General features: G+C 61.3%; 16 protein-coding genes. 5 read left to right on the forward strand and 11 right to left on the reverse strand.

Annotated elements, in window-relative coordinates; translation table 11 throughout:
• The gene (locus DWB23_RS11485) at positions 1-1,632 is read right to left on the reverse strand and encodes an alkaline phosphatase family protein (RefSeq protein WP_162989801.1); all 1,632 of its coding nucleotides are present in this window, start codon (positions 1,630-1,632) and stop codon (positions 1-3) included.
• Between the two features lie 330 nt (positions 1,633-1,962).
• Here DWB23_RS11485 and DWB23_RS11490 point away from each other — a divergent pair, with 330 nt between their 5' ends.
• The gene (locus DWB23_RS11490) at positions 1,963-3,543 is read left to right on the forward strand and encodes an alkaline phosphatase family protein (protein WP_238717391.1); all 1,581 of its coding nucleotides are present in this window, start codon (positions 1,963-1,965) and stop codon (positions 3,541-3,543) included.
• A 10-nt stretch (positions 3,544-3,553) separates the two neighbouring features.
• Here DWB23_RS11490 and DWB23_RS11495 read toward each other — a convergent pair whose 3' ends face one another.
• Together DWB23_RS11495 and DWB23_RS11500 are read right to left on the reverse strand one after the other, a co-directional pair.
• Positions 3,554-5,314, reverse strand: coding sequence for a hypothetical protein (locus DWB23_RS11495; protein WP_121742925.1), 1,761 nt, complete (start codon positions 5,312-5,314; stop codon positions 3,554-3,556).
• Positions 5,304-6,209, reverse strand: coding sequence for a glycosyltransferase family 2 protein (locus DWB23_RS11500; protein WP_121742926.1), 906 nt, complete (start codon positions 6,207-6,209; stop codon positions 5,304-5,306). The genes DWB23_RS11495 and DWB23_RS11500 overlap by 11 nt, the downstream gene beginning before the upstream one ends.
• Before the next feature lie 527 nt (positions 6,210-6,736).
• On the opposite strand from DWB23_RS11500, the gene DWB23_RS11505 reads away from it, so the two are divergent.
• The 3 genes from DWB23_RS11505 (at position 6,737) to DWB23_RS11515 (ending at position 9,149) form a co-directional block, all read left to right on the forward strand.
• The gene (locus DWB23_RS11505) at positions 6,737-7,042 is read left to right on the forward strand and encodes a hypothetical protein (RefSeq protein ID WP_238717392.1); all 306 of its coding nucleotides are present in this window, start codon (positions 6,737-6,739) and stop codon (positions 7,040-7,042) included.
• A 68-nt stretch (positions 7,043-7,110) separates the two neighbouring features.
• The gene (locus DWB23_RS11510) at positions 7,111-8,136 is read left to right on the forward strand and encodes a DUF4350 domain-containing protein (protein ID WP_121742927.1); all 1,026 of its coding nucleotides are present in this window, start codon (positions 7,111-7,113) and stop codon (positions 8,134-8,136) included.
• 14 nt (positions 8,137-8,150) lie between these two features.
• Positions 8,151-9,149 carry an AAA family ATPase gene (locus tag DWB23_RS11515; protein ID WP_121742928.1) on the forward strand — a complete coding sequence of 333 codons (999 nt, stop codon included), beginning with the start codon at positions 8,151-8,153 and terminating at the stop codon, positions 9,147-9,149.
• 43 nt (positions 9,150-9,192) lie between these two features.
• On the opposite strand, the gene DWB23_RS11520 is transcribed toward DWB23_RS11515, so the two are convergent.
• The 3 genes from DWB23_RS11520 to DWB23_RS11530 are packed head-to-tail and all read right to left on the reverse strand — an operon-like array spanning position 9,193 to position 12,106.
• Positions 9,193-10,077: a hypothetical protein gene (locus DWB23_RS11520; RefSeq protein WP_121742929.1), complete on the reverse strand. Its 885-nt coding sequence runs from the start codon at positions 10,075-10,077 to the stop codon at positions 9,193-9,195.
• Positions 10,074-10,652, reverse strand: coding sequence for a hypothetical protein (locus DWB23_RS11525; protein ID WP_121742930.1), 579 nt, complete (start codon positions 10,650-10,652; stop codon positions 10,074-10,076). Before DWB23_RS11525 ends, DWB23_RS11520 begins: the two co-directional genes overlap by 4 nt.
• On the reverse strand, positions 10,652-12,106 hold the full coding sequence (locus DWB23_RS11530; RefSeq protein WP_121742931.1) for a DUF58 domain-containing protein: 1,455 nt from the start codon (positions 12,104-12,106) through the stop codon (positions 10,652-10,654). The genes DWB23_RS11525 and DWB23_RS11530 overlap by 1 nt, the downstream gene beginning before the upstream one ends.
• A gap of 191 nt (positions 12,107-12,297) precedes the next feature.
• Between DWB23_RS11530 and DWB23_RS11535 the strand changes: the two genes are divergently transcribed.
• On the forward strand, positions 12,298-14,391 hold the full coding sequence (locus DWB23_RS11535; RefSeq protein WP_162989802.1) for an AAA family ATPase: 2,094 nt from the start codon (positions 12,298-12,300) through the stop codon (positions 14,389-14,391).
• A 39-nt stretch (positions 14,392-14,430) separates the two neighbouring features.
• Here DWB23_RS11535 and wecB read toward each other — a convergent pair whose 3' ends face one another.
• From wecB to DWB23_RS11560, 5 genes are read right to left on the reverse strand one after another with little or no spacing between them, the layout of a single operon-like run.
• Entirely contained in the window at positions 14,431-15,501 is a 1,071-nt protein-coding gene (wecB, locus tag DWB23_RS11540) for a non-hydrolyzing UDP-N-acetylglucosamine 2-epimerase (RefSeq protein ID WP_121742933.1), read from the reverse strand.
• The gene (locus DWB23_RS11545) at positions 15,498-16,541 is read right to left on the reverse strand and encodes a DUF354 domain-containing protein (RefSeq protein WP_162989803.1); all 1,044 of its coding nucleotides are present in this window, start codon (positions 16,539-16,541) and stop codon (positions 15,498-15,500) included. Before DWB23_RS11545 ends, wecB begins: the two co-directional genes overlap by 4 nt.
• Positions 16,538-17,617, reverse strand: coding sequence for a glycosyltransferase family 2 protein (locus tag DWB23_RS11550; protein ID WP_121743095.1), 1,080 nt, complete (start codon positions 17,615-17,617; stop codon positions 16,538-16,540). Before DWB23_RS11550 ends, DWB23_RS11545 begins: the two co-directional genes overlap by 4 nt.
• The gene (locus DWB23_RS11555) at positions 17,610-19,013 is read right to left on the reverse strand and encodes a nucleotide sugar dehydrogenase (protein ID WP_121742935.1); all 1,404 of its coding nucleotides are present in this window, start codon (positions 19,011-19,013) and stop codon (positions 17,610-17,612) included. The genes DWB23_RS11550 and DWB23_RS11555 overlap by 8 nt, the downstream gene beginning before the upstream one ends.
• Positions 19,006-19,992 (reverse strand): Gfo/Idh/MocA family protein, encoded by a 987-nt coding sequence (locus DWB23_RS11560; protein WP_121742936.1) that lies wholly within the window; start codon positions 19,990-19,992, stop codon positions 19,006-19,008. The genes DWB23_RS11555 and DWB23_RS11560 overlap by 8 nt, the downstream gene beginning before the upstream one ends.
• Between the last annotated feature and the right edge of the window lie 15 nt (positions 19,993-20,007).

Genomic DNA, 20,007 nt, shown 5'->3' on the forward strand with positions numbered 1-20,007 from the left:
TCAGAGGTAGCCGAGGTCACTCAATCGATCGCGGACTTCGTCTTGATCCTGGTCGTACTCCACCTCCTGAGGTATCGAAACGTCGTACTCCGCTACAGTCGTCGAGGCGGTCAGGAGGTCGTCGCGAGTATCGCCGGTCATCTGTTTCGGAACGGGGTATCCCAGCACTGACATCGTCATCGGCGCGATATCGACGAGATCGATCCGACTCCGTTCGTCGGTTTCCTCGAACCCCGGTCCGGACCCGATAAAGACGCCGGTGCGCTTGTGGTCGTACGTCGACGCGGGGAGGAACTCCGTTCCGTACAATTTCGTCGAAACGGTGTGGTTCATATCGGTCGGTAAGAACAGCACATCACACGCCCACTCGCTGTACGGCCCCGTGTAGAGCTCCTCTCTCGGACGAACGAATTCGAACGCCTTCTCGCCGGTCGGCATCCGCAAAGAGGACAGGAGTGAGATGATCTCGCTCCGAACGTCCTCGTACGCCGATCGAGGCACGACCCCTGATGGATCGCGACCTGCGACGTTGATCCGAATCCCCTGTTCGGATCCGTGACGGCAGTAGGCCACGGAATCTTCCCACACCACGTTCCGTGCAGCCCCCTTCCAGAGTCGCTCCGGAAGGCGTCCGATCAGTGGCTCCGCCAGACCGAGTCGATCGGCGACGTTGTACAGTTTCGCCGGCGGGAGCCCGACCGCGGAGCTCGCTTTGAAACCGGTCTGAAACAGTGTCGAAAGCGGACCCGTCTCCTCGCCGTTCGCCGTGCGTTCGATGTTGACGTCACCCGGCCCAGTGCTATCGACGCTCGAGGTGAGGAACCCGTTGTTCTCCAGGATCTGATTGACGTGTATCTGATAGCCGTCCACCGGTCCCATCCCGTGATCCGAGCAGACGATGATGTTCGTCTCGTCGTCGACGGCATCACGAAGCACCTCGAGCGCATCGTTCGCGGCCGCGTAGACCCGTCTGAAATGGCGCGGATCGCTCGAGTTGTGGAATATCGCGTCCGTCTTTTGGAATTGAACGATCGCGAGCTGCCACGGGTGGGCGTCCAGTACGTGAGCCCCGGCACGAGCGCGCATCCCGAGTAAATCGACGTAGCCGGCAACCCGTTTCTCGGCGTCGGTCGTCGCTTCGTCCTTCGAATAGATACGATACCGTTCGCCGATCGCTTCAGAAATGTCTTCACGAATACCCTTCGGATATCCCGGTTCGTCGGCCGGAGAGAGGTACCCCGGAATCAGTACCCCGTCCAGTGGCTCCGCGGGGTGGGTGACCGGGAGATTCATCACCACCGAGGGGACGTCGATCGACGTGAGATACGTCCACAGCGCTGGAGCGCGGACGTCGGCTCTGGTGACCGTTCGTGCAGTATCCGGGTAGCGATCCTCGTGGTGGAAGAAATCGAATACCCCGTGGTGATCCGGCGAGACGCCCGTGTACATCGAAGGCCAGGCGCTTCCCGTCCACGGCGGATGAACGGACTCGAGTCGAGCGGTCGTCCCGTCCTCCCGGAGCGAGTTGATCTCGCTTACGTCGGCTGCAAATCGATCGAGATACCGCCAGTCCATTCCGTCGAAGCCGACGATAAGCGTCTTATTTCCGGAGTGTTCATTTTTACTAATCATTATTGGCGCTGGGTTTATCCCGTCGTGGAGGGCGTACAACCGCTCGAGAACGTTACCGAATTCTACTGGAGATAGAGCGCCCGGGTACTTGAAATCCTCCCACGGTTTCCTTACCGGTCGTCGGCATAATGGTCCCATTCCGGAACGTTCATCCTCGGTTTCCGAGAGTATCTTTCCGATTGTGAAATATCAGATTCCGGTTGTGTGGGCGGTGTGTGAACGATCGATAGCGGCCAGAAAAGTAACATACCGACGATGGTAATATCCTGACCGGAGATACTATATAATTACTGAAGAACGCCTTTACCCTTCGGTCACGAGTGGATAGCTATGTCCACCCCTCCTGACGCGAACGGTGCGTTCGTTTTCGGACTGGACGGTGCCCCGTGGGATTTGCTCGAGAAGTGGGCCGAATCGGGCGAACTTCCGAACTTCAATACGATCATCGACGAAGGGGTTTCGGGACCGCTCGAGAGTACGGTTCCGCCGACGACTCCCGTCGCGTGGCCCTCTATCGCGTCGGGGGTAACGGCTGGAAAACACGGAATCTACTCGTTTCGCCGCCTCACATCCGATTATCGGTACGAGATAAATACGAGCGCAGCGATCCGGCAACCGCTGCTGTGGGACATCTGTTCGCCCTCGGTCGTCGGCAACGTCCCGATGACATACCCGCCGAAAGAGATCGACGGCGAGATGGTGACCGGCATGATGACGCCCTCCCTCGAGGGGGCATTTACGCACCCGCCGGAACTGGCCGACAAAATACGAAGCCGAATTCCCGAGTACGAGGTCGGATTGAGCTGGAGTTCGTACCAGGGGAAAGAGGAGCAATTTATCGACGACCTACACGAGTTACTGGAGAACAGGTATCAGCTGATGAAGTTACTGTTCGAGAACGACGAGTGGGAGCTGTTTTTCTTCGTCTACACCTCTCCCGATCGGTTACAGCACCTGATCTGGGAGGAGGACGTGTTACTGGATTACTACAAACGAATAGACGATATCTTGGGAGAGGTACTCGAGTACGTCCAGGATCGGGGAGCCCACCTGTACGTCGTCTCCGATCACGGGTTCGGACCCGTTTCCGAGAACGTCCACGTGAACACGATTCTCGAAAACGAGGGGTTCCTCGATGTCGGCGGAAACAAGAGCCGTTCGACGCTTTCCAGGGCGGGCATCACCAAGAACAGGGTGTTAGGCCTACTCGAGTCCGTTAACGCCAAAGAGGCTGCGTTGTCGTACGTTCCGGACGCGGTCATCCGCGACATCGCGACGCGGGTTCCGGGTGAGCACGGACTCTTCGACGTCGATATCAGCAGTACCGAAGCGATGGCGCACGAATACGGGTTAATCTATATCAACGACGACGAGCGATTCGACGAGGGAGTCGTCCCGGCCGACAACCGCCAAGCCGTGAAAGACGATATTTTGGCCGCACTGGACTCCGACGAGGGTGCCGAACCGTACCGGTCACTACTGAGCGCCCACGACGGAACGGAGCTGTTTCCGACCGACGCGGATGCGCCCGATCTCGTCGTCGTCGTGAAAGACGGCTACGAGATCAGTACGGCGATTGCACCGGAGGTACTGACCCCGTTACCGGAGAAAGGCGCAACCCACCGAAAGCAGGGGATATTCTTCGCCTGGGGTGAAGATATCCGCCACGAGTCCGTCGACACCGGGTTCTCCGTGTACGACGTTGCCCCGACGTTGTTACACGGACTCGGAAAACCGGTTCCCGAGAACGTGGACGGTCAGGTTCGTAAACAGATCTTCGAGGAGGGGTCGGAGCCGTACGGTTCGGCGGTGGAAACGACGTCGTATACGAGCGAATCACGATCCGGCGGACGAGACGAGGACTTCGAAGACGTCGAAAGCCGATTACGCGGGTTAGGATACATCGACTGATCCATCCGCGCTATTCGACGTAGTAGAGGTCGAACCCGTCGGAGGAGTGGACGTGGTGAACGCCCGGTTCCGTTTCGATATATTCAAAGTCGTCCCGGTCAAATCGCTCTCCGTCGATCGAGCGAAGGTGGTACGCTCTATCGGAATCGGAGACGGTGAGTAATTTCGGCTGTTCGTACTCGTCTCGTATCGACTGGTTGGCAAAGTGATCGGGAACTGGTTCGTAGGGTTGCCCACCGTAGTACTCGTTTCGGTCGTGTCCTGTGAACCCCTCCGTTGCATCACCGTATCTGAAAGTCAGCGAGCTGAGATCCGCGTAGGTGACCTCTTCGCTCCATGTGTCGAGGGTGGCATCGTAGCCGTGCATCTGCGCTTCCGTTACGTGTCCGCTCCCGCGGTATAAGTACGGAGACGTGTGAACGATCGGTACTGAAAGGACGAGAAACAGTAGTATGATCACGGCGACCGTTTCTCGACCGATCTCGAGACTGAACCGTTCCCGAATCGCACCGAGTCCGTAGATAATACCGATCGAACCGAAAACGGTCACGATCGCCATAATGAACCCGAAATGTCGAAGATACTGTGTAGAGACGTTTCCTGACAGATACACCACGAACAGTCCGGTTACAGGGATCATAGAGAACATGAAATACAGGAGGAGGTCGTATCGGTATTTGGATACCTCGTCAGTTTCCCTCGTTCGGCGTACGAGTAGACTCGTAAGCAAATATGCCGACAACAGACAGTAGATGAAGCTTACCAGAAACAGTTTGGCGAAGATCTCTTCGACGCTCGCACCGACCCCTGCCAGGGAGACCCCTGCATCGCTGATCCGTTCGCCGGCGACGGTTTCGATGAACGTAGAGACGATCACCCGGTGAAAAGCGGTTTCGAACGTCCGGTATTGGTTGATCCAGACCCACCACAGTAAATAAAAGGCGAGAACGGAGAGGAGCTCTACGGTGATTCTGAGTCTATTTCTTGCCGTGAAGGTTGGGAACACGATTACGAGAACGACAACAGTCGAGAGGATCAGGAGAAGGTTCGCCGCCTGTTGTGGGTGGATGAGGATGAAAGACAGCGAAATGAACAGGAAGATCAAGAGATCCGCGGGTCGGTTCCGCTGAATCAGTCTGATGAAACAATAGATCGGTACTACCGAATACATGATCGCATGGGACGTGGGATGGAAATTCAGGTGAACTGCTACGTGATTTATCGGCAACAACAGAAACGCGGAGTAGAGGGCGACAATGGGTAACAGCGTGTTAAAACGACTGAACAACGCTTGTGCGACTAGCGGTACGAAGAGGATGAACGACAGGAGGAACGCGTAGACGACGAGCATCATCGAATGCGGTATCGAGACCGACGTGACGAAGTGAATCGCACTCGCCAGCAGGTGAGAGCCGGGGTACAGCAGTTCGGCCACCGGAATCGTCCCGTCTACCAGGTCCTTGGTCAATCCCCAGTGGGTCATACTATCGAACGGGCCGACGAAGTGATAGCCGCGTATGAGCGGGAGCGCGTAGATATTCACGACGGATAACGCTCCGAGAAGTATGCCGCCCCACCGCTCGTACTGTTTCTCAGAGACGGAGAAAAAGACCGAGATAACCAACGAAATCGAAACGCCGATCCAGAAGAGTACCGGCGTCCCGTTGTACACCGAGAGTTCGTACCCCGTTGCAGGGTTATTGTGTGCTACCGCGACGGCGACCGTCACCGAACAGAACCCGATGATCAGCGATAGTTTTCTACGATCCATTTCTGCCAACCTTGCTCACTAACCGACCGAATATTTCAGACGTGCGTTCCCTCCAAAAATATGCCCGAACGTCCGGATCCTCGATTCGCGGTGCGCGTCGGAGGAAGTTCGAAAAGTATCCGTACAGGTAGCCGATCGACTGTTTGAGCGGTGACCCGGTGGGGTTGTGAATGGCCTTCAAAAGGATGACGACGGGATGGTATCCGACGTAATAGTTATCGGCACCGTTCGAAACGCCGCGTTCGAAACGATTCTCCTTGCCGCCGGTAGGTCTGGACTGAGTCGCCCACTCATCGAGGTCGGCCGCGTAAGCGCACTTTCCGCCCATCAGACGCGCCTTGGCTTTTGTGACACTATCGACGCACGGGCTGAGAGGCGGACCGGAGATGGCTCTGTAGAACTCCCCGGCGATTACCGTCGCCCCGCCGATCGGCTGGTCGCTGAACCGCTCCTCCTGAGACCGTTCGCCATCGTGGTCTATCCGAAGCCCACCGCTGACGACGAAGATCTCTTCGTCGTCCTCGAGGATTTCGAGCAGGGACTCGAGGTATCCCGGCGTCAAACGCATATCTCCATCGAGAATCATGTAGTAGTCGAGGTCGTCTCGCCACCGTCGATACAGGTACCGGTACCCGGTCGCGATCACGCTGGCGTAATGCGCACCGATATCGTATTCGGGACGTCCCTCGAGCGATATCGCGTGTACCCAGTCGAGTCGCGAACTGACCGATCGGATGATCTCCGAACTGCCGTCGGCACTCCCGTCGTCGACGATGATCCACGCTCGCGGTCGGACCGATTGAGCGACTACCGAACCGATTAGCGCGGGAAGGTTTTCGACTTCGTCTTTGACGGGCGTGATGATCCCGGCGTCGACCACGTTTGTGTCGGTCATCGGTATCGTTGCCTTCGTGACGTACTGCCCGGGCGGTCCGTTTCGCCCCCTTCCTCGAGTAGGCCATCCGTACTCCCGACCGGGCGACTTGCCGGTGCGTTTGAGCGCAGTTCGGCGTTCGTCGTCCCGCTCCGCAGTGGCTGGCTCGGAACCGATCGACACGGTACCGCCCACGATCGATAACCGAAGCCGGCCGCCGTATTGCCACTCATGCTGGTGCGTTCATCTGTTAGCTAGTGGTGAAGGGGTGACAACATAAACGAGAAGTATTGTTTCAGGGGGAAAAGCGGGTGACGGTCGCGATAGCACGCGATTTACACCCCGTGGACCGATGGTGTCGACGAGGGGGCGCGAGTGACGGCCGTTCAACGACCGAATTCCGTCGAAACGACTCGCGACGGCTCTCGCGAGAGAATCGGCGACACGAGGTTTTCGATTCCGCCCGCGAGCGCCCGTCCAGGGCCGCCAATACTCGAGCTTGAGCGAGGGTATCGAGTGCGTATTCGTCAAACGCAGGTGTGCTGTTTATGATCGCAGGCGTCGTCGTTCTCGTGATGGGAACCCAGCGATGGATTCGGTTCGTGAACCTCCAGATCGCGTGGATGCTTTTCGCGGTTCTGTTGCTTGCAGCGGTCGAGGGGGCGTCTCTCGAGTTGTTCTTCTCGCTCTCGCTGCTCGGCCTGTTCGTCATCGCCGGGATCACGACTCCCTTCAGCGTTGTCCCCGAGTGGCGGCGTCGGCTCCAGTGGCTCATCGTACTGGGAACCGTCGTGTTCGCGTTCCTGGTCTTTCAGCGAGTGCTAGACATCGCCGGCGGCGTTTCACCGGGGTAAATCGTGGGTAGTCAGCTACACCAGCCATCCAGAGACGCACGAGCGCCAACCGAGAGCCGAGGACACCGATGAAACTGCACGAGTGGATTACGACTGATCGACAGCGTAACTGGCCCGAGACGCTGGCCGTCGTATTCGGGGCCGTCGTCGTCCTGACGGTCGTTCTGGCCGTCGCGACGTCCGCCGCGTCGTTCGGTCCGTACAACTACGCCTGGGACGGAACGTCGGAGTTCCGAGATCGAGTCGCAGAGGATCCCGACACCGAGCTCGAGATCGTCAACGAAACTGACCAGTACGAGGACGAAGACGCCGACGAAACCGTCGCGTTCGTGATCGCGCCCGAGACCGACTACGGCGAGACCGATACCGAACGGGTCCGCCAGTTCGTCGAAGACGGCGGCACGCTCGTCGTGCTCGATGATTTCGGCCAGCACTCGAACGAGTTGCTGTCCGCGATCGGCGCCGACGCTCGAACGGACGGACAACTGCTTCGCGACGACGTCAACCACGAGTCCACACCGATGATGCCCGTGGCAACGCCTGTCGGGGATGACGCGCTCGCGCCCGGCGTCGACGAGGTGACGTTGAATCACGCATCGGCGGTCGAACCGGGGAACGCGACGGTTCTCGTCAGGACGAGCGAGTTCGCGTATCTCGTCGAGGACGAGGAGGCGAATCTGAGCGCCGACGGCGAACTCGAACCGAGGCCGGTGGCGACGACCGAGGATATCGGTGACGGACAGGTCGTCGTCGTCAGCGATCCGAGCGTGCTCATCAATACGATGATCGACCGATCGGACAATGCGGCGTTCGTCGAGGGATTCTACGCGGACAAATCGGTCGTCCTCTTAGACGTTTCGCACGGGACCTCGGTCCCGCCGTTGATAGCGCTCCTCACCGACTTCCGGACCGAGCCGGTCGCACAGATAGCCGTTGGGCTTCTCGGGATCGGTCTCATCGCCGGCCTCTCCGGGCGGCTATCGAACGTGACCGCCCTCGCTCGAGAGGACCGAAAATCGACAGATCGCCGCACCGATCCTGATGCAAGCGACAGACAAACACCCGCTGCACCCGAACGACAAGACACGAAATAACAAAGTGATTACAGATGACTAACGACAACGAGACCGCGTCGGACAGTTCACACTCGACGACGCCAAGTGAGCTATACGATCGATTGTACGCGGAGATCAGTCGGGTTCTCGTCGGCAACGAGGAAACGGTCAGACACCTCACCGTGTCCACGTTGACCGGCGGTCACGTCCTGCTCGTGGGGAATCCGGGCGTCGCGAAGACGACGATCGCCAAACTCTTCGCCACCGCCATCGGGCTCAGCTACCGGCGCATCCAGATGACGCCCGACATCCTCCCCGCAGATATCACCGGAACGCACATCTATCGGCAGAATACCGGCGAGTTCGAACTCCAGCGCGGCCCCATCTTCTCCAATCTCCTCGTCGCGGACGAACTCAACCGCGCGACGCCGAAAACCCAGAGCGCGCTGCTCGAGGCGATGCAGGAACAGCAGGTGACCATAGAGGGCGAAACGCTCCAGTTACCCGGCCCGTTCCTGGTCATTGCGACGCTCAATCCGATCGAAAACGAGGGTGTCTTCGACCTCCCGGTCGCCCAGCGCGACCGGTTTCAGCTGCAATTGACGGTCGAGCGACCCGAACGAGCGGACGCACACGAACTCCTCGATCGAATCGACGAAAAACCGGACCTCGCCGATCCCACCGCGACGCAGGTAACGTCCGCCGATGAGATCGCCGAAGCCCAGGAAATCGTCTGGGACGTCTACGTTGCGGAGGAGATCATCGACTACATTCTCGATCTGGTCGAGGGGACGCACTCGCACCCGGACGTCCGTCACGGCGCGTCCCCTCGGGCGAGTATCGCGTTTCTCAACGCGTCGAAGGCGTCCGCGGCGATCGACGGTCGCGACTACGTCATTCCCGACGACGTAAAAGCGCTCACCGAGTTCGTGCTGGCCCACAGGCTCGTCTTGAACACCGACGCGGAGTTGAGCGACGTTACGGCTGCGGACGTCATCGCCGACGTCATCGATGCGACGGATCCGGTAAGCGTGAGTCCGGAGCAGCGGTAATCGGTATCGATACGAGCGATGGTGCCGTCGAACGCGACCCGTTTTACGATTCCTCGACGTCCCAGCGACACGTTACCAGCCAGTCGTATCTCGAGCCACCGTCCGTTACCTCGAGAGAAACGACGCGGTCGAGACCGATCGCGACGCCGCAGCCGAGAAACGACGCGATCGGATGATCGAGTCGGTCGACGTCGCCAAAGGTGCTGTCAGCGATCCCGAACGTGATTCGGCCGCCGTCGACGTCGACTTCGGGGTCGACGACCGCAGCCAGTTCGAACTGCTCGACGACTCCAGCAGCGAGCTGTGAAGCGAGCTGTTCGGGGGCCGCCGTCAGGTCCTCGGAAAGCGTGTTTCGAAACTCCCGGAAGAGTTCTCCGCCGGTCGGCTGGAGAACCAGGCCGCGACCGTCATCTTCGGTAACGACCGGGCCGGATCGAGGCGACGGGATCTCGGGGTCCGCTTCGAGCGGAACGAAGAGCCGAGCCGAAGGGGGTGCGTCGTCGGTCGGGACGTACAGTCGCTCCTCGCGGAGTCCCAGTTCGGCTGCGACCGCGGCGAGCGTGTCGGCCAGCGGCGTGTAGACTCGTTCACCGATCTCTGCTGCGACGAACTGACCCGGTACGAGATAGGAGGTGAGAACCGCGGCGAACAGTCCCGTTCCGGCGAGTGCGAAGAGGACGTCTCGAGTGTTCTCGAACGCGATGCCGGCGATTGCTGCCACGAGCCCGAGCCCGACGAACAGAAGCGCCGCTCGCCGGAAATCCGCTCGACGGGCGTTGGCGTACTGGATTCGGAGCCGTCGGTTCTCCTCCGCGAGTCGTTCCGCCCTGGCTTCGTACCGGTCCGTTCTGCGTTCGTCGTCAGACCGCGCTACCGTGTTCGTCGTTTCCGCCTCGACGTGTTCGACGTTCGGCTCGTCGGCGCTCACGTCGGCTCACCTCCGCCGGTCCGGTCGGCCGATCGGTCCGCGTGTTCACCGTCGGAACGCACACCGCTCGAGCGATCGTCCGACACGAGTCCGAGCGCGACGAGTTCGTATCGGTGCAGCCCGTAGCTCAAGAGTGCGAACGCGACGAGCGTCCCACTTACGGCGATCCACAGCGGCCACGTCTCGAGCGCTCCCCAGCCGACTCCACGGAGAACGGCTATCGATACGAGCGCCACGGTTCCCGTCCGGATTCGTCGGCGTGTTCTAGCCGCTACGGTGAGGACCAAAAGTACCATCGCGGTCGTCACCAACGCGAACGAAAAGCCGTCGATTCCGTCGGGGAATAACCCGACCAGGAGCACGGCGGCGGCAGCGATCGCGTACGGCGTGCCGAATCCGTACCACGTCGCTGCGACCACGAGTCCGGCGAGTGCGCCAATCGGTCCGGTGATCGCTGCGACGGTACCGGCGAGGACGAGGACCGCAATGGCCCCGCTCCACGTTCTCTCCGCGATAGCTCCGCCCAGCCGCGACGCACGCTCCGGTGGTCGAGCGGAAGGATCGTTCTCTCCCATCAGGCAACACCACTCGGACGGTTTTCCTGGCGCATAGCCGAGAGCAACGTTGCAAACCGATCCTTCGACCCGACTTCGACCACGTTGACGCCCTCTATCCGCTCGAGCGACCGTCGGTACTCTTCGAACGCCGCGTAACGCTGGGCGACCGTTTGTGTATCGGTCATCTCCTGGATGTCGAACAACACGCCTGGCGCGAGAACGACGAGTACCCGGTTCAAACTATGACGTGCGGTCTTGACCGTCCGATAGAGTTCGGCTCGGTCGTGGTCGTCCGTAAAGAGGATCATCCAGACGGGAGCTCGCTGTCGAACGACTGCCGACTCCACCGCCGAGTGGAACGGATCGTCCTCGAATCGATGCTCGTAGGTCAGCTGTCGTTCGTAGTACGGGACGATCACATCCCCGAAATCGCCGGAACGGTCGAGCGTTTTCAGCCGTTCGATTCGCCGTCGAAGGTCCGTGTCCGTGAGTCGCTCCCCGAGGCCATCGGAGCGCCGCAGCGGTCGGTCGGGCGCCTCCATCGGCTCGAGCGCGAGTAATCGACGCCTGACCGTATCGTACGTGCGCGAGGAGGAAGCGGTTTTCAACCGTCCGGTAATGCCGTCGTTCCCGACCGTCAACAGCCCGATCGGATCGCCGTGTTCGTGGACGTGATCGGTCGTCGCCAACGCGACTTCCCGGAGGTAATCCAGTTTCGATTCCGCGGGTGCACCGTCGCCGAGCGACGTCCGATGGTCGACCACGAGCATCGTACCGCGGGTCGTTTGACTCTCGAAGTCGCGAACGTACAGTTTTCCGAGCCTGGCGGTCACGTTCCAGTCGATTCGATTCAACATATCTCCCGCGGTATACTCTCGAATATCGATGGGTTCGATTCCGGACCCGAACCGCGACGTGACGTGTTTTCCCATCGCAGTCGTGATGCGGTCGACGACCAACTCCGTGTCGGGATATCGCGAGGTCTGTGCGCCGACGGTTACCTCCGGCGTCGGGCCTGCACCGATCGTTTCGGCGAAGAGACCGTCGGTCGCAACGATCGTCGGCTGCGTGAAGTCGTGCATTCCCGCCACGGGCCACTTCGCGGAGACCGTCTTCGACGCACCGGTCTCGTTCGGTCCGATCGAGACGGTGAGCGGGTCGTCGGTGTTCGCTCCTATCGGGGGCCCGCCCGCCACGTCAAGTGCGAGTCCCGACGGCTGATCGAGTGAGACGGCGAGCGTGACGGGAACGGCCTCCTCCGTTTTCACGGCTGGACGTTCGATCGACTGATCGACGACGATCGAGTCGTTCACCCGCGACAGCGCCGAGTAAAACCGATACTGGCGGGAGAGTACCCACGCGCCGATCAGAATCGGCCCTGCGAGTAAGAGCGGACGTGCCAGAACGATCGACAGCGTCGCAACGAATACGATGAGTACGCCGATCGCGACGGTGTGGCGCGTGGGACGCATACCATCCGCTACGGTCGGCGTGCTGTTGAAGCTAGTCCTTAGATGTAACTCCCAAATACGTAATATCTAAACAGAGCTTCCCTGTTGACAGTTAAAACTGTGTGATATTGTTTCATGTCGCATTTAAAATCCACGATCAATGCGAATTGGAGGCCCAGTTTTTTCCCCTCTCGGCGGCTCTAGAGGAGTGGATGTTCGCTCTCCGCGTCCTCGCAATCGTCGTTTTGCTGATCTGTACACCAGTGACGATGATCTGCGGTGGAGTCGCCGCCACCGGAGGGGCAACGGTCGAAATGACCGACGGGGCGACGGCACAAAACGAGACCGACGCCCATCGAGATCCGGGGACGGTCGACGAAGACGGCGATCTGGAAGCCGTCGAGCAGTGGCTCGTCAGCCGGATGAGCGATCTGCTCGCCGAGAGTTCGGCCGAACTCAGCGACGGCGACACCGACAGTGCGAGAGCGTCCCAGGAAGAGTACCAACGACGCCTCGAACAGCTCGAGGACATTTCGGGTGAGGTCGGGGCCCAAGAGGAGGTCGCGTTGTTCGAACAACTCGGCGTCGAGCAGGAGCAGTTGATCGACCAGGTCGAGGAGTACGAAACGCTCGAGGCCGAGTACGCGGCGGCTCGCGAGGACGGAGACGAGGAGCGGGCGCGAGAGCTCGCTCGCGAACTCGACGAGCAGCGGATCGAGATCGAAGAGACGACGCAGACGCTCGACGAAACGTCCAGGACGGTCTCGACCGAAACCGGGATGGACACGACCGAGTCGCGCGAGACGATCGATTCCATCGAAGCGGAAATCGACGCCAACGCGACGGAGATACAGGAGGAAGCGTTAAACGGCACTGAACTGGAGATCGATGCCGACGAGGACATCTCGTTTCAGGAGCCGCTCGAGGCCGAGGGCACCATAACGACGACTGACGGCGAGCCGATCGACGCCGACGAGATCGAGTTGCTCGTCGAGAACGAAACGATCGTCACGGAACTCGATGACGGCGAGTTCGAGTTCGAGTACCGGCCGACCGATCTTCCGCTCGATACGGAGTCGTTGACGGTAGAGTACGTTCCTGCATCCGACTCGCCGTACGCGTCGACCGAGACCGACGTCCCGGTCTCGGTCGAACAGGTCGAACCGACGCTGACGGTGTCGGAACTGCCGTCCGAGGTGGCGTACGAAGACAACGTCACGATCGAATCCGAACTGGAAGTCGATGATGAGGCGGTCGACGGCATTCCGATCGCCGCCGAACTGGACCGCGCCGGGAGCGACGAAACGATCGAACTGGCCGACAACGAGACGACGAACGGATCGGCCGCCATCGACGGTCCCGTTCCGGCCGACATTCCGGACGGGGAGTACGAACTCGTCGTCGGGGTTCCGTTCGCCGATCGAGCGATCGCGGGCGTCACCTCCCGCGAGTCGATCGTCGTCGCCGAGACGGACACCGAACTCGAGATCGAAGTCGACCAGCTCGTACGCGAAGCCGACCGCGAGGTGGCAGTCCGCGGGACGTTCGTGACGGCTGACGGCGAGGAGATCAGTCGCCAGCCCATCGAGGTGTTCGTCGGTGGCGTCTCGGTCGGGACGGCTGTCACCGATCGGAACGGGGAGTTCGACGAGGTCGTCCCGCTCCCCGAAGATGTCGGATCCGGAGAAGTCGAGGTGACGGGCGCATACGACGGCGAAGAGACGAACCTAGAGAGCGCGTCGGCGACGTCGACTGTGGCCGTTCCAAGCGACGGTATCATCGGGATGACCATGTCCCTCGAGCGGTGGGTCGGGCTGGGGATTATCGTCGCCGTCGGTCTCTTCGCCGGGAGTCAGCTGTATCGACGGCGAAACCGTCACGGAACGCCCCTCGACGAAGACGCCACGTGGGAGCCCCTTTCGTCCGCGGACGTCGACCGCGTCTCGGAGACGACTGACCCGCTCCTCCTACGTGCGTCCGATCAGCTATCGAACGACCGTCCCGACGACGCGGTTCGGACGTGTTACACCGCCGTCCGCAACCTGCTCACCGAGCGTGCCGGTATCCCGCGATCGATAACCCCTCGAGAGCTGCTCACGGCGGCCGAGGACGACGAATCGTTCCTCCCGCAGGAGCCGCGTCAGACGGACGAAAACGACGAGTCGGTTTCCCACTCGGAGCGACTTCTGACGGTCGTCAACGGTCACGAGCGGGCTGCCTACCGCCCCGGCGGTATCTCGACCGAGGAGGCGAGAGCGGTGCTCGAGCGATCCGTGGAGCTGTGTGAGGGCGACGAAACTGAGTAGCCGATGCGGTACGGATCCGTCACCGGTCGAACGGGTCCGTCACGGATCGATCGAGGCTTCGAGGACCGCGACGATCTTCTCGGCGGTGTGCCCGTCGCCGTACAACGAAGGCGCTGATCGCGGCCACGACGTCGATCGAAGCGCCTCGAGAATCGCCGACCGATCGGCGCCGACGAGTCGGTTCCAGCCGCTGTCGACCGTCTCCTGCCACTCGGTCTCCTCGCGCAGCGTGATGCAGGGCGTCTCGAGGTAGAACGCCTCCTTCTGTACCCCGCCGGAGTCGGTGACGACGCGCTCGGCACCCTCGAGAAGTCGCACGAAATCGAGGTAGCCGACGGGATCGATGATCTCGAGGTCCCGTTTCGCGTCCTCCCACAGCCCGTACTCGCGCAGGGCCGCTTCCGTTCGCGGGTGAAGGGGAACGACGACCCGCCGCGGCGCATCGGCGAGAGCGTTGATGATAGCGGTCAGTCGACTCGGCGTATCGGTGTTTTTCGGTCGGTGGATCGTTCCCAGAACGTAGTCGCCCTCCTCGAGCGTCGATCGCTCGAGGATCTCGCTCCGGTCCGCCGCTCGCCCTCGAGCCCAGCGGACGGCGTCGTATCCGACGTCGCCGACGACGTGGACGCCGTCCGTGATGCCTTCCTCTTCGAGCATCGTCTTCGCCAGGTCGCTCGGTGCGAACAGCAGATCGGAGACGTGATCCGTGAGGACCCGATTGATCTCCTCCGGCATCGATCGGTCGTGGCTTCGGAGCCCGGCTTCGACGTGGGCGATCGGAACGTCAAGCTTCGAAGCGGCGATCGCTCCCGCGAGCGTCGAGTTCGTATCGCCGTAGAGGAGGATGAGCGCCGGCGACTCCTCGAGCAGGATCTCCTCGATACCCTCGATCATCGCCGCGGTCTGTCGGCCGTGCGTATCGGAGCCGACGCCGAGGTTGTAGTCCGGCTCCGGTATCGAGAGCTCTTCGAAGAAGACCGCCGACAGGTCGTCGCTGTAGTGTTGACCCGTGTGAACGAGGCGTTCCTCGTGATCGGGCTCGAGTCGGCGAGAGACCACGAACGCTTTGACGAACTGCGGGCGAGCGCCGACGACGGAGACGATCTTCATGCGCCACCGCCGACGTCGTGGATCTGTTCGAGCATGTACTCGGTGACGTCGATCTTCTCCTCGACGAGCCGGGCTCGCTTCGTTTCCCACGTCTCCTGTAGATCCGGCGAGCGGAGCAGGTCGGAGACGAGTTCGATCGTTTCGTCGGGGTCCGATCGGGAGTACAGGAGTCCGTACTCGTCCTCGAGTTCGACGAAGTTGCTCATGTCGGATTCGCCGGCGAACGTATTCGATCGAACCGCCGGCGTGCCGAGGACGGCGGCTTCGGTTGCCATCGTCTGGGAGTCGCCGACGTACAGGTCGGCGTAGTACAGCAAGTCGTGCATCCGTTCGGGCGGGATCGGCAGGCGGTAGGATTCGAACTCGTCGGGGAGCGGTCGCTCGCTGCTGATGTAGACCGCGCCGTACTCGTCGAGGGCCGAGACGAGTTCGCGCTTGGCCTCGCTCGAGAGGCCGCGCTGTCCGACGTCGTGGTGTGCGCCCCAGGAGACGAACCGAACGACGGCGTATGGTTCCTCGGGTTCGATCCCGAACGCTCGGAGCGAATCCGGATCGGGGCTGAATCGATCCGGGTGGAGATACGCGAGTTCGTGGTACCCGTCGTACGTCCGGTGTTTGTCGCCGTGATCGACGCTGAAGTTCGTCGGCGTACAGAGGCGATCGACGAACGGGAGCGTCAGCGACGACGCGAGTTTGACCGGCTCGCTGTCGTTGAACGCGATCACCGGACAGTCGAGCAATCGTCCGGCGTGAGCGGTCGCGGGGCTCATGACGCAGAGCGCGACGTCGGGTTCGAACCGCTTGACCATCTGAATCGTTCGGACTTCGCGTGTCAGCCACTCGGAGAGTAACGAGAGCTTCCGAGTGCCGATCCTCGAGATGGGGAGGTGGTCGATCTCGTAACTGTCGAGCAACTGGATCGTGACGTCCTTCTCGCGGGAGAGCACCAGCACGTCGTGGCCGTCCTCCTCGAGCGCGCGAACGGCGTGTTTGAAGAGGTGGACGTGCGCGGGGTGGCTGACGTCGAACAGTACCTTCATCGCGTGTCGGGTTCCGACCGCCGGTCGTCGATTTCGATCGACTCGGAATCGGATCGGGTCGTCTCGATCCGGAACTCTTTGTCCTCGTTCTGCTCCATGTCGAACACCATCGCGAGCAGCAAGAAGAGCCATCCCAGCGCGAACAACAGGAGGCTCGAGGCCGCCTTTAGGTGGGTCTGTTCGTCGCGGTCGGTCGCCGCGTAGAGCGTCCGGAGGCCGCCGAGTACGCCGCTCCCTGCCGTCGCCGCACCGGCGTAGTACAACAGCGCCAGCGGGTGGAAGTCCCGAACCAGGTACTTGACCTTCAGCCGCCAGAGGAAACTCGAGAGCAACATGAGAGAGACCTTTCGGATGTACTGCGGGTACATGATACCCGACTGTTCGGTGCCGTATATCGCCGGGATCGACACGTCGGCGATCCGCATCTCCTGAACGTTCAACATCACCAGGAGATGGTTGCAGTAGCCGTAGTACTCGTAGAGTTCGTCGAGTTCGATCGCCTCGAGCGCGTCGGTCGAGATCGCCGTGTAGCCGTTCTGGGGATCCGACGTTTTCCAGTAGCCGCTGGCGATCTTCGTCAGCAACGATAGCACGGTGTTTCCGAAAAAGCGCCACGCGGACATTCCCTCCCGAAACTGCCGTGAGTGCAGTCGATTGGCCTTCGCGTAATCGGCTTCGTCTTCGACGATCGGATCGAGCAACTGCGGAAGAACGTCGGGATCCATCTGTTCGTCGCCGGCCATGACGGCGACGACGTCGAGGCCGTCCTCGAGGGCCGCGACGTATCCGGTCTTGATGGCTGCGCCGACGCCGCGATTCCGCTCGTGGCGAATCGGCACGATCCGGCGATCGAACGAGCGTCCCCCGTCCGTTCCCGCCTCGGCGTCGAGGGGGCGGCCCCCGTCGTTGAGGCGCTCGGCGGAGCGCTCGATTTCCGCCCACGTGTCGTCGCTCGAGCCGTCGTCGATCACGTACGCTCGATCGACATACGACGGGAGCGTCTCGAGCATCGTTTCGATGTGCCCCATCTCGTTGTAGGCCGGCACGACGACACCGACGGCGCTGTCTCTATACACCGCGATCACCTCCGACGCCGATCGTGTACAGTCGGTGGCCGGCGTCGGTGATCTCGGCGGGTGCGAAGGCATCGCGGCCGTCGAGAACGAACAGCTGACCGTTCTCGCGCTCGAGTTCGTCCCACCGTATCGATTCGAACTCCTCATGGGGCGTGACGACGACGACGGCGTCGAACGGTCGCTCCTCGAGTTCGGCGAGGGAGAGCCGTTGAAGGTCGAATTCCTCGACGGATTCGAGCATCGGATCGACGCCGTACACCGACGCCTCCCGCTCCGACAGCTGTTGCGCGATTGCCAGCGACGGCGACGCCCGAATCTCCTCGACGCCCGGCCGGTACGTGAGTCCCAGCAGGAGGATCGAGGCCTCCGAGAGCGCCACCCCCTCGGCCTCGAACTCCTCGCGGAGCTTCTCGACGACGAACGCCGGCATCGCGTCGTTGACCGCTCGAGCGGTCTCGAGCAGCGGCGTCGGCGTCTCGAACGGCGCGATCACGAAGTAGGGATAGAAGGGGATGCAGTGGCCGCCAACGCCCGGTCCGGGCCGGTGAATGTCGCAGTAGGGCTGGGTGTTCGCGATCTCGATCGCCTCTAACACGTCGATTCCCAGTTCGTCCGTCATCGTCGCCAACTCGTTCGCGAGCGCGATGTTGACGTCCCGGTAGAGCCCCTCGAACACCTTCACGGCTTCCGCGGTCGTCGCGTCCGAGACGCGAAGCACCTTCGCGTCCGTGAGTTCGCCGTAAATGAGCTCCGTCACGCGCCCGCTTTCGGCGTCGATACCGCCGACGACCTTCGGATACGCACCCCGGATGTCCCTGAGCGCGCGGCCGCTCGAGGTTCGCTCGGGGCAGACGGCGAGTCCGAACTCGCCGACCGACAGGCCGGATGCGGACTCGAGGGCGGGGCGGATTCGCTCGGCCGTCGTTCTCGGCGGCACGGTGCACTCGATAACGACGATGTCACCCGCCTCGAGTCCCGAGCCGATATCCTCGATGACAGCGTCGAGGATCGAGAGGTCGGGTTCGTGGTCGGCCGTGATCGGCGTCGGAACGATCACGACGTGGACGGAGCCGTATTCGGCGGCCTCGAGCGGATCGGCCGTCGCCGAGAGCGCCCCTTCCGAGACGAGTTCCGAGACGAGTTCCGGGAGTCCCGGCTCTCCTTTGACGTGGCACCGACCCTCGTTGAGCTCCTCGACGACCGCGGGATTCACGTCGGCTCCGAGGACGTTTTTCGTCGTCTTCGCGTACATCGCTGCAAGCGGGAGCCCCATCTTCCCGAGTCCGTAGACCGACACTGGAACGGAGCCGCTTCGCAGCGCCTCGATCTGGTGCTCGCCGGATTGCGACGAGTTGTACAACCGCGTCGATTCGGTTTCGGATTGTTGATTAGTCATTGGCGATCTGAGATGGTTTTGGAAGGGTCTTTCCTTTCTTGTCGATTTTTTGTGCGATCTCGAGCGCCCGGAGCCCGTCGCTGACGGTCACCTCCGGTTCGCCGTTCGAAGCGACGGCCTCGAGAAACGACTCGAGTTCCTTGGCGAGTGGCTCCTCGCCGTAAATCTGTGGCTGTTCGATGGTGTTCATCTCGCGAAACAGCGCTCGTCCCTGTTCCTCGAGATACTCCGGCATCGAATTTCGGTGAATATCGATCGACTGGTCGTTGTAGTCGAGTTTGACGAGGCACTCTTCGGCGGTGATATCGAGCGTTCGCGCCGTTTGCTGTGTCAGCCGACTCGCCGTCAACGATGCCATCACGCCCGAATCGAACTCGAGCAGTCCCGTGGCGTGTCTGTTTCCGTACACGCCGGCGCTCTGGATGGTAGACGGCATCTCGTCGAGCAACATGAGGACGATGTCGATGTCGTGGATCATGAGATCGATCACCGCGCTGTCGTGGATGTCGCGGTTCGGCGGCGGGCCGAGACGCTTCGACGTGATATCGATGACCGTCAGATCGTCGAAAAAGTCCAGAAGGGCGATGATGGCGGGGTTGAACCGTTCGATGTGGCCGATCTGGACGACCTGTTTCGATTCCGCCGCCTTTTCGAGAAGGCTGTGTCCGCGGCGAAGGTCGCCGACGACTGGCTTCTCGATCAGGATCCCGATATCGGTTTCGAGGCACTTCACGGCGAGATCGTAGTGGTGGTTCGTCGGCACGACGATCGACGCGGCGTCGACGGAATCGAGCAACTGCTCGAGGTCCATGGCCGTCGTCTCGTACTCGTCGGCGGCCCGTTCGGCGAGCGCTCGGTCGTGATCGGAGACGCCGACGAGATTCGCCGACGGGAGGTTTTTGTACACTCGTGCGTGGTGTTGGCCCATCGTGCCGACGCCGATGACGCCGACGTCGATTGGGGGAGTCTCAGTTGTCATTGATTTTCGTGGTGG

Source organism: Natronorubrum halophilum (genome assembly GCF_003670115.1).
GTDB classification, from domain to species: Archaea; Halobacteriota; Halobacteria; order Halobacteriales; family Natrialbaceae; genus Natronorubrum; species Natronorubrum halophilum.